This window comes from Phenylobacterium sp. (assembly GCF_028290885.1).
Taxonomy (GTDB): domain Bacteria; phylum Pseudomonadota; class Alphaproteobacteria; order Caulobacterales; family Caulobacteraceae; genus Phenylobacterium.
Genome location: NZ_JAQGIZ010000007.1, coordinates 1 through 12341 on the forward strand (window position 1 = coordinate 1; position 12341 = coordinate 12341).

A 12341-nucleotide genomic window follows, 5' to 3' on the forward strand; every position below is an offset into this window, starting at 1 on the left:
CCAGCGCCGAGGCCGAGAGCGAGGCGCCGGTCGAGGCGGCCACCCGGGCGGCGAAGGCCGAGGCGATCAGCTCGTGGTCGGCGACCAGCACCAGGATGCGGCGGATCAGGTCTGCCCCGGGCCCGCCGGGGCCGAGCCCCCAGGCCAGCGCCAGGCGGTTGTGGATCGCCCCGCCGCCGACCCCGCCCGCCACCGCGTCGGTCAGCACGTCCAGTAGGGTGGCGGCCTCCACCGCCAGCACCAGGGCGTTGCGGCCGCGGGCGGGCGGGTCGGTCCCGGCGCAGGCGGCGAGCGCCAGATAGGCTCGCGTGCGCATGTTCGGATGCTTCGGCGGCGCAGGCCGCTCGGTGCGCTTCAAGGCCGCACCATGGCCGCCGCGCAGCAGCCGGGCGACGGACTCCAGGGTCTCGGTCTCGGCCAGCCGGATGGCGTCGCGGCCGCGGTAAAACAGCCGTCCTCCGGCCACGGTGGTGATCTCCGAGGCCAGCACCGGCTCGCCCCAGGCGATGGCGCCGGCCGCCACGTCGGAGACCTTGCGGCTGCGCGACTTGCGCTGGGCCAGCGCGGCGATGTCGGCAGCGCGGTAGAGGCTGCGGCGCGGGTTGCCGGGGTCCGGGCGCACCTGCACCCGGCCGCGGCTCACGTAGGCGTAGAGCGTCTGCGGGCGCACCCCCAGGCGGTCCCGGGCTTCCTCGGCGGCGATCCAGTCGGCGGCAGGCATATATTGATTATGTTGATCAAGATTGACGACCGCAAGGTGACCGCCTTTCTAACGCCCAGCAAGCAAGATCTGGAGGTTGTCATGTCGGATGGTCTGGAAGGCGTCGTCGCTGCGGACACCGTGTTGTCGGAGGTCGACGGCCAGGCCGGGCGGCTGATCATCCGCGGCCGGTCGCTGGACGAACTGGCGGGGCGGACGACCTATGAGCAGGTGACGCGCCTGCTGTGGGACGGCTTCTTCGACGATCTGCCGGACGACCTGGCGCCGGCGCTGGGCGCGGCGCGGCTGGAGGTGTTCGCCGAGGTCTCCGCGCTGGACACCGGCCTCCTCGACCGCACGCCGATCGAGGGCATGCGCGCGCTTACCGCCCGCCTGGCCGACGGCGACGAGCTGGCCGTGGCGCTGCGGCTGGTCGCCGCGCCCGCCGTGTTCACCGCCGCAATGGTCCGCGCCCAGGCCGGGGAGGCGCCGGTGCGGCCGGATCCGGCGCTCGGCCATGCGGCGGACACCTTGCGGATGCTGCGCGGCAAGGCCGCCGGCCGCGCCGAGGTCGAGGCGCTCGACACCTACCTTGTCACCGTCAGCGACCATGGGCTGAACGCGTCGACCTTCGCGGCGCGAGTGATCGCCTCCACGCGAGCCGGGCTGACCTCGGCGGTGCTTGGCGGGATCAGCGCACTCAAAGGGCCGCTCCACGGCGGCGCGCCGGGACCGATCATCGACATGCTGGACGCCATTGGGACACCGGAGAACGCGCGGGCCTGGATCGAGGACGCCCTGGCCCGTGGCGACCGGCTGATGGGCTTCGGCCACCGCGTCTACCGCGTGCGCGATCCCCGCGCCGACGCCCTGAAGGCCGCGGTGCGCCGCCTGACCGAGGGCTCCAACGCCATGCCCGGCCGGCTGGCCTTCGCCGAAGCCGTCGAGGCCGCGGCCCTGGCCATCCTGAAGGAAAAGAAGCCGAACCGGCCGCTCGACACCAACGTGGAGTTCTATACGGCCCTGCTGCTGGAGGCGCTGGCCTTCCCGCCCTCAGCCTTCACCTGCGTGTTCGCGACGGGCCGGGTGGCCGGCTGGATCGCCCACGCCCGCGAGCAACTGGCCGGCGGCCGGCTGATCCGCCCGCAGTCGCGCTATGTGGGACTCATGCCGAGACAGGCGGCGTAGCGCATTTTCCCTCCCCGTTGCGGGGAGGGACAGGCCGCGGCAGCGGCCAGGGTGGGGAAGTCGCGTTCAAGCGCCGAGTCGGCTCTCCGGCCAATACTTCCCCACCCGTCTCCGCCGGAGTTCATCCTCGGGCCGGCATTCGCCGGACCCGGGGGGGCGTCGCCACCCTCCCCGGAACGGGGAGGGATGGAGCGCTTTGAGAGTCGTTCGCGCTGGCTTGCGGCGCCGGCGCGGTTAGGTTCCCGGGAATGAACGCCGCCCATGGCCTGACCCCGACCGAGAGCGCCGCCCTGACCCGGCGCGTGACGCTCTATTCGGTGGCGACGGCCGCGGTGCTGGTGGCGATCAAGATAGCGGCCTGGCTGGCGTCGGGATCGATCGCGCTGTTGGCGTCCACCGCCGACTCCGGCCTCGACCTGCTGGCCTCCCTGACCACGTTCTTCGCGGTGCGTTACGCCGTCGCGCCGCCGGACGCCGAGCATCGCTATGGCCACGGCAAGGCCGAAGGCTTCGCGAGCCTCATGCAGGCCGGCCTGGTGTTCGCCTCGGCAGCCCTGATCGCCCGCGAGGCGGTCGTGGACCTCATCCATCCGCATCCCCTGCGCGAGGGGACCTGGGCGATCGCGGTGATGGTGGTTTCCACGGTGATGACCGCCGCGTTGCTCGTGGCCCAGTCGCGGGTCCTCAGGCAGACCGCCTCGGTGGCCGTCTCCGGGGACCGGGCGCACTACGCCATGGACCTGGCGTCCAACGTCGTTGCCCTGATCGGCATCGGCGTCTCGGCGTGGCTGGGCCTGAACGGCGTCGACGCCGCCGCCGCCCTGGTCATCGCCGCCTTGCTGCTGTGGGGCGCGGTCGGCGTGTTCCGCGAGGCCTCCGGCCAGCTGATGGATCACGAACTGCCCGACGAGGTGCGCGCCAAGATCGTCGAGTTGATGACCAAGGATCGCCGGCTGACCGACGTCCACCAGCTGCGCACGCGGGCGTCCGGTCCTTACGTCCACATGCAGATGCACGTCGATCTCGACCCGGAGCTGACGCTGGAGGCGGCGCACCAGGTGATCGTCGCGGCCGAGAAACGCGTGCTCGACGCTTTCCCCTCCGCCGACATCATCATCCACGCCGACCCGCGCGGGCGGGCCGAGCCGCACGGGGGCGCGTTCGCCGAAACAAAACCCGCCGGCGCCCGCGTCTCGGAAACCTAGTAAACGGCCCCTTAATCGGTCCGGCGTCCATTGAGGCCAACGATTCGATCCGCGTCGCGTTAGCCGGACATGACCCTCAAGCGCACCCTGCACCACTTCCCGCTCGACCCTGCTTCGCGTCAGGTGCGCCTTGCGCTGGGCGAGAAGCGTCTGCCCTTCACCGAGGTGCAGGTCCGCTATTGGGAGCGGCCGAAGGCGCTGACGGAGATGAACCCTTCGGGGCTGCTGCCGGTGCTGGTCGAGACAGACGGCGACGAGAGCCTAGTGCTCTGCGAGAGCCGGGCCATCCTAGACCACCTGGAGGAGAGCACGCCCGAGCCGGCGCTGCTCGGCCGCGAGCCGGCCGAACGGGCGGAGGCGCGGCGCCTGCTGCAGTGGTTCGACCGCAAGTTCGAGTTCGAGGCCGGCGGCTACATCCTGCACGAGAAGATGGAAAAGCGGCTCCTGGGGATGGGCGCGCCGGACCTGGGCAACCTGCGCCAGGGCCGCGAGGGCCTGCGCAACCATATGTTCTACATCGACAAGCTGCTGCAGGAGCGCGAGTGGCTGGCCGGCCGCAAGCTGTCGCTGGCGGATTTCGCGGCCGCGGCCCATCTATCGGTGATCGACTATTGTGGGGACATGCCGTGGACGGGCTTCCCCGCGGTGAAGACCTGGTACATGAAGCTGAAATCCCGGCCGTGTTTCCGGCCGCTGCTGCTGGACCGCTGGCCGGGCCTCGCGCCCGCCACGCATTATGACGATCTCGACTTCTGAACGCCCTGAAGACCTGATCCGCACCGAGGCCGCTATTCGCGAGAAGGCGGCGGCGCTCGGCTTCGGCCTCTGCCGCTTCACCACGACCGCCGCACCCTGGCCGGCGAGCGCCCGGCTCGCCGAGTTCATCGTGGCCGGCCGCCACGGCGAGATGGACTGGATGGCCGACACCGCGCGGCGCCGCGCACACCCGCAGGCCATGTGGAGCGAGGCCCGCTCGGCCGTCGTGCTCGGAATGAACTACGGTCCGGACCACGATCCCCTGGCGGTGCTGGCGGAGCCCACCAAGGGCGCGATCAGCGTCTACGCGCAGGGTGACGACTATCACGAGCTGATCAAGGCCCGGCTGAAGGCGCTGGCCCACTGGCTGCAGGGAAGGTTCGGCGGGGAGCTGAAGGTGTTCGTCGACACTGCGCCGCTCCTCGAGAAGCCTCTGGCGGAACAGGCGGGCGTGGGCTGGCAGGGCAAGCACACCAACCTGGTGTCGACCGAGTTCGGCTCCTGGCTGTTCCTGGGGTCGATCCTGACGACCCTGGAGCTCGCCGCCGATGCGCCGGAGGCGATGCACTGCGGGACCTGCCGCGCCTGCCTGGACGTCTGCCCGACCAAGGCCTTCCCGGCGCCGTTCCAGCTCGATGCCCGGCGCTGCATCTCCTACCTGACCATCGAGCTGAAGGGGCCTATCCCGCGCGAGTTCCGCGAGGCCCTCGGCAACCGCCTCTACGGCTGCGACGACTGCCTGGCGGTCTGCCCGTGGAACAAGTTCGCCGCCGTCGCCGCCGAACAGAAGCTGCAGGCCCGCGCGGCCCTGCGCGCCCCGTCGCTCGCCGAGCTCGCCCGCCTGGACGACGCGGGCTTCCGCGCGCTCTTCGCCAAGAGCCCGGTCAAGCGCATCGGCCGAGACCGGTTCGTCCGCAACGTCCTCTACGCGCTGGGCAATTCCGGCGAGCCGGCCCTGGCGGCGGAGGCGGAACGGTTGCTGCAGGACGCCTCGCCCCTGGTGCGCGGAGCGGCGGTGTGGGCGTTGTCGCGGTTGGTGGACGCCGAGAGGTTCGAGAGCTTGCGAATGGCGCGCGACCGCGCCGAGCCGGACCCAGCGGTGCTTGAGGAATGGGCGCAGGTGTCTTCCCCCGGTACGGGGGAAACCATTCCCCAAGAGGCGTAGCCTCGCGGGTCGATGGGGGAAGTCGAAGAGCACCTCCCCCATTGTCGCCCGGGCTTCGGCCTTTGGCGACGTTTCCCCCGTACCGGGGGAAGACGAGAGCGTCAGAACTTCGCCTGCGCCATGTCCTTCAGGCGCGGCAGCACCTTGTCCTTGGCCGAGAGGATCGGCTCGCCGACGATGGGCCAGGGGATGGCCAGGTCCGGGTCGTTCCAGAACACCCCGCCTTCGGTCTGCGGCGCATAGAGGCCGTCGACCTTGTAGAACAGCTCGCAGTCATCGGTCAGCGTCATGTAGCCGTGGGCGAAGCCCCGGGGGACAAAGAGCTGCTCGCCACGTTCGGCGGTAAGCTCGGCGCCGGCCCACTGGCCGTAGGTGGCGGAACCCGGGCGTATGTCGAGCGCAATATCGTAGATCGCGCCGCGCAACACCCTCACCAACTTGGCCTGCGGATGGGGCGCCTGCTGGAAGTGCAGGCCGCGGACCGTACCGGCCTTGGCGCTATAGGCTTGGTTGTCCTGCACGAACTCGGCCTCGACGCCGGCTTCGGACATGGCCTCGCGGCTCCAGGTCTCCGCGAACCAGCCGCGCTCATCGCCATGGCGCTTGGGCGTGATAAGCAGGACTTCGGCAAGCGCCAGCGGTTTAATGGTCGGCATATCGACTCGAAGGTGATGGAGCGGACTTCCGGATGGCGCGTGGCGGGGCGAAAGACAACCCTTCTTCGCCACAGGTCAGCGTCGTGGTGGTGGTCTACGAGAGCGGCCCGACGCTCGCCGAGTGCCTCGCCGCCCTGCGCGCCCAGACCTTCACCGACTACGAGATCCTGCTGGTCGACAACGCCTCCAGCGACCGCACGGCCCAGGCCGCGGCCATGGCCGACCCTTCGATCCGGCTGTTCGAGAACGCGGAGAACCTGGGTTTCGCCGCGGCGGTGAACCAGGGCGCGCGTCAGGCCCGGGGGCGATGGCTGGCGCTGCTCAACCCCGACGCCTTCGCCGAGCCGCAGTGGCTGGCCGAGCTGGTGGCGGCGGCAAAGGCCAATCCGCTGGTCCACGCCTTCGCCTCGCGCCAGCTGATGGCGGAGGACCCGACCCGGCTCGACGGCCTGGGCGACGTCATGGCGCTGGCCGGCTATCCGTTCCGCGGCGGCTACACCCACCCGGACCCCGGCGGGCTCGAGCCCGGCTGGGTGTTCTCGGCCTGCGGCGGGGCGATGCTGATTGACCGCGACCTCTTCCTGCGGCTGGGCGGCTTCGACGAGCGGCTGTTCTGCTACTGCGAGGACGTCGACCTCGGCTATCGGCTGCGGCTGGTGGGCGAGCCGACCCTGCTGGTCCCCGACGCGGTGGTGCGCCACGTGGGCTCCGCCTCCAGCGGCGGCCGGCGCAGCGACTTCGCGGTGTTCCACGGCACCCGCAACCGCTTCTGGGTGTTCGTGAAGAACACCCCGCCGGTGCTGTTCTGGCTGACGTTGCCGCTGCACATCCTGGCGACCCTGGTGCTGTTCGCCCGTCACGCCACGCGCGGGGAGCTCGCCACGCCGGTCCGCGGCCTGCTGTTCGGCATCCGCAACATCGGCGTGGCGCTGGAGGCTCGGCGCGAGGCCCAGGCCAGCCGTACGGCCAGCTCCTGGGCGATCGCACGCGCCATGACCTGGAACCCGCTCGACCTGCTGCTGCGCCGCGCGTTCATCCAGCCCCGGCGGTAAGCCGCCTCTCCCTCTTCGCTGCGCGGGGAGAGGCGGGTGCTACGCGGGGGGAGAGGCGGCCGCCCACTCCACGAGCCGGCGCATGAAGGCCGCCCCGCGCAGCATCTGAGCGGTTTCCACATATTCGTCGGGCTGGTGCGCCTGCTCGATGGAGCCCGGGCCACAGAGCACGGTGGAGAATCCGGCGCGCTGGAACTGGCCGGCCTCGGTGGCGAAAGCGACGGCGCGCGGCGGGCCGTTGTCGCCGGCCAGGCGCCGCGCGAAGGATTCCGCGGCGCCATCCGGCTCCGGCGCGAAGGGCGGCACGTTGGACTGCATCTCGATGGCGACGCCGGCCTCCGGCGCCCGAGCCTTGAGCGCCGCGTCGAGCGCCGCGACCTCCGCGAAGAAGGGGGCGAGGACCACCTGCGGATCGAGGGTGTGCGGGCAGCGCAGGTCGAAGAGGAACTTGCATTCCCGCGCCAGAATGTTGCCGGCCGTGCCGCCATGGACGATACCGATGGTGAGCGTCGCGCCCTTGGGCGTGAACGGCGAGGCGGGATCGGCCTCACGCTCCAGCCTGGCCGACAGCTCGGTCAGCGACGACATCAGCTTCACCGCCTCCATGATCGCCGAGACGCCCTGCTGGGTCTGGCTGGAGTGCGCCTCGCGGCCGGTGACCTTCACGCGGTAGTAGGTGATCCCCTTGTGGCCGTTCACCGCCACCATGTCGGTGGGCTCGCCCACCACCACGAAGGCGGGCATGGGAATTTCGCGCTTGATGACCTCGATCAGCGCCGGCGCGCCCAGGCAGCAGATCTCCTCGTCATAGGAGAAGGCCAGGTGCACCGGGCGGCGCGGGTTCGCCGCGATCAGATCCGGCACGGCGGCCAGCGCCAGCGCCAGGAAGCCCTTCATGTCGCAGGTCCCGCGCCCATAGAGCCGGCCGTCGCGCTCGACGATGGCGAAGGGGTCGGAGTTCCAGGGCTGACCGTCCACCGGCACCACGTCGGTGTGGCCCGAGAGCACGGCGCCGCCCTCGACGGACGGCCCGATGGTGGCCAGCAGGTTGGATTTGGTTCCCTCCGCGTTGGGGACCCGGTTGTGCGGCACGCCATGACGGTCGAGGTAGGCCTCGACCCACTCGATCAGCGCCAGGTTGGAATCGCGCGAGGTGGTGTCGAAGCCGACCAGGGTCTCCAGGATGTCACGGGCCGCGCCGAGTTCGCTCATGGGCGGGAGCCATAGACCGGCCGGCGGGGCGGCTCAAAGGAAAGCGTGCCTGGCCTGGGGCCTGCCACCCGCTAACCCGCCTGGATCGTGCCCGGACCCGGCAGGACGTCGATCAGCTCGATCTTGAAGATCAGCGCCGCGCCGCCGGGGATCTGGCCACCGCCGGCGCCTTCCGCGCCGTAGCCGAGTTCCGGCGGGACGTAGAGGATCCATTCGTCCCCGGGGCGCATCATCTGCAGCGCCTCCTGCCAACCCTTGACCAGGCCCTTCAGCGGCATCGAGGCAGGCTGGCCGCGCTCGTAGGACGAGTCGAACACCGTCCCGTTGATCAGCTTGCCCTCGTACATCACCTTCACCTCATCGTTGAGGTGCGGCTTCAACCCCGTCGCCGGGCCGGAATGCACGACCTGGTACTGCAGGCCGTCGGGCAGCACCTGGACGCCGGGCTTCTTGGCGTTTTCCGCCAGGAAAGTCTTGGCCGCGGCGCTCTGGTCCGGCGCCGCCGGCTTCGGGTGGCAGGCCGCCAAGGCCACGCTGGCCAGCGCAATCGTCAGGATACGGAACATCATCGTCAAACGGCCCTCGGGGGATAACCGCGCTCGCGCAGCGCGTCCATGATCTCTTGCGTGTGCTGCGCGTCGCGGGTCTCGATCATCAGGTCGAATTCCGCGCCCTTGGCCGGCACATCCAGGGCCAGGCGGTTGTGCGCCACCTCGATGATGTTGGCGCCCAACTGGCCGATGATGGTGGAGACGTTGGCCAGCAGGCCCGGCCGGTCGTCGCCGATAATCCGTAGGCTGACGATCCGTTGTTCGCGGACTAGCTCGCGGGTCAGCACCGAGGCCAGCAGACGGGTGTCGATGTTGCCGCCGGTGATCACCAGCCCGCAATTCTTGCCGCGGAACCGCTCCGGGAAGGCCAGCAGGGCCGCCAGCGAGGCTGCGCCGGCGCCCTCGGTCACGGTCTTCTCGACGTTGCAGTAGAGCGCCACCGCGCGCTCGAAGAACGGCTCCTCGATCAGCAGCACCTCGTCGACCAGCGGCCGGGCCACGCCATAGCTCACGTCGCCCACCTGCTTGACCGCGATGCCCTCGGCGATGGTCGCCCCGCCCGAGGCCGCGCCGGCGTTCACGCCGCGCATGCGAGCGGTGAAGGAGGGGTACATGGCCGGCTCGACGCCGATCACCTTGATCTGCGGCTTCACGTGCTTGGCCGCCGTGGCCATGCCGGCGATCAGGCCGCCGCCGCCGATCGGGACCGGCAGGATCTCGAGGTCCGGCGCGTCCTCCAGCATCTCCAGCGCCACCGTGCCCTGGCCGGCCATCACGTCGAGGTCGTTGAACGGGTGCACGAACACCAGATCGCGCTCGTCACGCAGGCCCATGGCGAAGGCCGAGGCGTCGTCGTAGCCTTCGCCGTCGATCACCACCTCGGCGCCGTGGGCGCGGGTCTGCTGCACCTTCACGAAGGGCGTGCCGCGCGGCATGACGATGGTCACCGGGATGCCGAGGCGCGCGGCGTGGTAGGCGAGACCCTGGCTGTGGTTGCCGGCCGACGCGGCGATCACGCCGCGCTTCCGCTCCGCCTCGGTCAGCTGCAACAGCTTGTTGAGCGCCCCGCGCTCCTTGTAGGCGGCCGTGAACTGCAGGTTCTCGAACTTCACCCAGACGTTCGCGCCGGTGATCTCCGAGAGCGTCCGCGAGCGGCGGCAGGGCGTGCGCTCGATATGGCCCTGCAGCCGGTCTCGGGCCGCAAGGATGTCGTCGAAGGCAAGGGTCATGGCGCCGCCGGGGTCCGGAAAAGGCGCGCAACCTAACGGCGGGCCGGTCCTGCTGCAATGCAGCGTATCGGGAGGCGTCTAGAGCAGGTCCTCGCGCCCGGCCTTGCGCACGGCCTCGACCGCGGCGCGGACGGCGCCCGGGGCGTTCCTGCGGGTGACCAGCACCACGCCGTTCTCGACGATCACCGCCAGGTCCTCGACCCCGGCCAGCACGACCGTGGGTCCGTCGGAGATCACGAGGCAGTTCGACGTCTCGGCGGCGATCGCCGGACCCTGCAGCACGTCGCCGGCCGCGGTCTTCGCGCCTTCGGCCCAAAGTGCGTCATAGGCGCCCACGTCGCTCCAGCCGATATCGGCGGCGACCACCACGGCCCTGTCGGTGCGCTCGAAGACCGCCACGTCGACCGGTAGCGAGGGCACGGCGCAGAAAGCATCGCCCAGACGCAAGGTGTCGCCGTCGCGCCTGGCCTCGCTGAACGCTATCCGCGCCGCGGCCATCAGCTCCGGCGCCGTTCGCGCCGCCTCCGCCAGGAAGGTGTCAGGGCGGAACAGGAAGATGCCGGCATTCCAGCTGTAAGCCGGATCGGCGACGTAGGCCTGCGCCGTCGCGAGGTCCGGCTTCTCCACGAAGGCGGCCACCTTGCGCGCCGGGCCGTCCCCAGCCCCGGCGCGGACGTAGCCGTAGCCGGTCTCGGGCCCGGTCGGCGTGATGCCGAAGATCACGAGAGCGTCGTCGCGGGCCGCCGGCGCGCCGACGGCGATCGCCGCGCGCAGGCCGGCGGGATCGGCGATCCGCGCGTCCGCGCTCAGCAGCAGCATCAGCTCGGCGCCCGCCTCCGCCGCGGCCAGGGCGGAGACGCAGGCCGCCGCGGCGGTATGACGGCCCTCCGGCTCCAGGATCAGAACCGAGGCCGTGACGCCGACCTCCCCCAGCTGCGCCCGCGTCAGGTCCGCGTGGGCTGCATTGCCGATTACCATCGGCGGTCCGAAGGCCTCGGTCGTGAACCGCAGCACCGTGTCCTGGATCAGGGTCCTCATCCCCCCCAGCGCGTGGAACTGCTTGGGCTTGGCGCGCCGGGACAGCGGCCAGAGCCGCGTGCCGGCGCCGCCGGACATCAGGACAGGGGTGATCTTGGCCACGCGGCGCGTCTTAAGCCGCTTTGGCCGGTGGGTCGAATTCAGCCACGAGATGGCCCGGGACAACCTCCTTCAGCTCGGGCGCCAGGATCGGGGCGTTGAGATCGACCGGCAGGCGCGAGGGCAGGAAGCGCAGGGCCGCGCGCGGGTCCATCGGGCTCGGCGGCTCGCCGCCCAGCTTGACGCGTTTGTGGGTGCGCTCGACGGCGGGATCGGGGATCGGCGCGGCGGACAAGAGCGCCTTGGTGTAGGGGTGCTGCGGCGCCTGGTAGATCCGGTCGCGGTCGGCGATCTCGACCACGCGGCCGAGGTAGAGCACCAGCACCCGGTGGCTGATCTCGCGCACCACCGCCAGGTCGTGGCTGATGAAGATCATCGCCAGGCCCATCTCCTTCTGCAGCTCGATCAAGAGGTCGATGATCTGGGCGCGGATCGAGACGTCCAGCGCCGAGACCGCTTCGTCGCAGATCACCAGGCGGGGCTTCAGGATCATGGCGCGGGCGATGCCGACCCGCTGGTTCTGGCCGCCGGACAGCTCGTGCGGGTAACGGTTGATCAGCAAGGGATCGAGCTCGACCTTGGCCATCATCGCGGCCACCTCGCGGTCGCGCTCGGCGCGGGTCAGGTCGCGGCGGAACACCTGCAGCGGCTCGGCGATGGAGTCGCCGATCGTGACGCGCGGGTCGAGGCTCGCCAGCGGGTCCTGGAAGACGATCTGCAGATCCTTGCGCGCCTCGCGCATCGCCTCGCGCTCGGCGTGGGTGATGTTGCGGCCCATCAGGGTGACCGCGCCCTCGGTGGCCGGGATCAGGTTCAGGATCGCCCGCGCCAGGGTCGACTTGCCCGAGCCGCTCTCCCCGACCACGCCCAGGGTCTCGCCCTGGCGGACCTGGAAGGAGACGCCGTCGACCGCGCGCAGCATCTTCGCCGCGCCGAACCAGCCCTGGCGGACCGGGAACCAGACCTTCACGTCGCGGCCCTCGACCACCACCGGCGCGTCAGGCGCGGCAGCGGTCAGCACGGGGCGGCCGCCACGGCCTTCGCGGTCCAGCCGCGGGATCGCCGCCAGCAGGGCGCGGGTGTAGTCAGTCCTCGGCGCGGCGAAGACCTGCGCAGCCGTGCCCTCCTCGACGTAGGCGCCGTCCTTCATCACGCAGACCCGGTCGGCGAGGCGGGCGATCACGCCCATGTCGTGGGTGATCAGCACCATGGCCGCGCCGGTCTCGCGCTGCAGCTCGGCCATCAGGTCGAGGATCTCGGCCTGGACGGTGACGTCCAGCGCGGTGGTCGGCTCGTCAGCGATCAGCAGCTCCGGGCCCACCGCCAGGGCCGCGGCGATCATCACCCGCTGGCGCATGCCGCCGGAGAGCTCGTGCGGATACTGCCGCAGCCGGCTCGCCGCGTCGGGGATGCGCACCTTCTGCAGCCATTCCTTCGCCCGGGCTTCGGCGTCCCGTCCCGAGAGGCCGAGGTGCAGCCGCAGGGGTTCG

The 12341-nt window shown here is 70.9% G+C and carries 12 protein-coding genes; 5 read left to right on the forward strand and 7 right to left on the reverse strand.

Annotated elements, in window-relative coordinates:
* Nucleotides 1-721 (reverse strand): citrate/2-methylcitrate synthase (locus JWP28_RS00490; RefSeq protein ID WP_299538733.1); only part of this gene is annotated, 721 nt, incomplete at its 3' end.
* 81 nt (nt 722-802) lie between these two features.
* Here JWP28_RS00490 and JWP28_RS00495 point away from each other — a divergent pair.
* The 4 genes from JWP28_RS00495 (at nt 803) to queG (ending at nt 5014) form a co-directional block, all read left to right on the forward strand.
* Complete coding sequence (locus tag JWP28_RS00495; RefSeq protein ID WP_299538735.1) at nt 803-1888, forward strand: citrate synthase/methylcitrate synthase; 1086 nt, start codon at nt 803-805, stop codon at nt 1886-1888.
* 248 nt (nt 1889-2136) lie between these two features.
* The gene (locus JWP28_RS00500; protein ID WP_299538738.1) at nt 2137-3093 is read left to right on the forward strand and encodes a cation diffusion facilitator family transporter; all 957 of its coding nucleotides are present in this window, start codon (nt 2137-2139) and stop codon (nt 3091-3093) included.
* A 69-nt stretch (nt 3094-3162) separates the two neighbouring features.
* On the forward strand, nt 3163-3849 hold the full coding sequence (locus JWP28_RS00505) for a glutathione S-transferase family protein (RefSeq protein WP_299538741.1): 687 nt from the start codon (nt 3163-3165) through the stop codon (nt 3847-3849).
* Nucleotides 3830-5014, forward strand: a complete 1185-nt coding sequence (gene queG / locus JWP28_RS00510) for a tRNA epoxyqueuosine(34) reductase QueG (RefSeq protein ID WP_299538744.1) — start codon at nt 3830-3832, stop codon at nt 5012-5014. Before JWP28_RS00505 ends, queG begins: the two co-directional genes overlap by 20 nt.
* Before the next feature lie 101 nt (nt 5015-5115).
* Here queG and rfbC read toward each other — a convergent pair whose 3' ends face one another.
* Nucleotides 5116-5670, reverse strand: coding sequence for a dTDP-4-dehydrorhamnose 3,5-epimerase (rfbC, locus tag JWP28_RS00515; RefSeq protein ID WP_299538746.1), 555 nt, complete (start codon nt 5668-5670; stop codon nt 5116-5118).
* A 32-nt stretch (nt 5671-5702) separates the two neighbouring features.
* On the opposite strand from rfbC, the gene JWP28_RS00520 reads away from it, so the two are divergent.
* Nucleotides 5703-6722, forward strand: coding sequence for a glycosyltransferase family 2 protein (locus JWP28_RS00520; RefSeq protein WP_299538748.1), 1020 nt, complete (start codon nt 5703-5705; stop codon nt 6720-6722).
* Between the two features lie 39 nt (nt 6723-6761).
* Here the strand turns inward: JWP28_RS00520 and argE are convergent, their stop codons facing one another.
* The 5 genes from argE to JWP28_RS00545 all read right to left on the reverse strand — a co-directional run.
* Nucleotides 6762-7934 (reverse strand): acetylornithine deacetylase, encoded by a 1173-nt coding sequence (argE, locus tag JWP28_RS00525; RefSeq protein WP_299538750.1) that lies wholly within the window; start codon nt 7932-7934, stop codon nt 6762-6764.
* 71 nt (nt 7935-8005) lie between these two features.
* Nucleotides 8006-8503: an FKBP-type peptidyl-prolyl cis-trans isomerase gene (locus JWP28_RS00530; RefSeq protein ID WP_299538752.1), complete on the reverse strand. Its 498-nt coding sequence runs from the start codon at nt 8501-8503 to the stop codon at nt 8006-8008.
* A 2-nt stretch (nt 8504-8505) separates the two neighbouring features.
* Nucleotides 8506-9714, reverse strand: a complete 1209-nt coding sequence (locus tag JWP28_RS00535) for a threonine ammonia-lyase (protein ID WP_299538755.1) — start codon at nt 9712-9714, stop codon at nt 8506-8508.
* 78 nt (nt 9715-9792) lie between these two features.
* Complete coding sequence (locus JWP28_RS00540) at nt 9793-10854, reverse strand: sugar phosphate nucleotidyltransferase (protein ID WP_299538757.1); 1062 nt, start codon at nt 10852-10854, stop codon at nt 9793-9795.
* Nucleotides 10855-10864: 10 nt separating this feature from the next.
* Nucleotides 10865-12341 (reverse strand): dipeptide ABC transporter ATP-binding protein (locus JWP28_RS00545; RefSeq protein ID WP_299538759.1); only part of this gene is annotated, 1477 nt, incomplete at its 5' end.

Bases quoted from the DNA above. Each gene is read 5' to 3' on its own strand.
- JWP28_RS00495 (WP_299538735.1), top strand. From the start codon at position 803: ATGTCGGATGGTCTGGAAGGCGTCGTCGCTGCGGACACCGTGTTGTCG.
- JWP28_RS00500 (WP_299538738.1), top strand. From the start codon at position 2,137: ATGAACGCCGCCCATGGCCTGACCCCGACCGAGAGCGCCGCCCTGACC.
- JWP28_RS00505 (WP_299538741.1), top strand. From the start codon at position 3,163: ATGACCCTCAAGCGCACCCTGCACCACTTCCCGCTCGACCCTGCTTCG.
- queG (WP_299538744.1), top strand. From the start codon at position 3,830: ATGACGATCTCGACTTCTGAACGCCCTGAAGACCTGATCCGCACCGAG.
- rfbC (WP_299538746.1), bottom strand. From the start codon at position 5,670: ATGCCGACCATTAAACCGCTGGCGCTTGCCGAAGTCCTGCTTATCACG.
- JWP28_RS00520 (WP_299538748.1), top strand. From the start codon at position 5,703: ATGGCGCGTGGCGGGGCGAAAGACAACCCTTCTTCGCCACAGGTCAGC.
- argE (WP_299538750.1), bottom strand. From the start codon at position 7,934: ATGAGCGAACTCGGCGCGGCCCGTGACATCCTGGAGACCCTGGTCGGC.
- JWP28_RS00530 (WP_299538752.1), bottom strand. From the start codon at position 8,503: ATGATGTTCCGTATCCTGACGATTGCGCTGGCCAGCGTGGCCTTGGCG.
- JWP28_RS00535 (WP_299538755.1), bottom strand. From the start codon at position 9,714: ATGACCCTTGCCTTCGACGACATCCTTGCGGCCCGAGACCGGCTGCAG.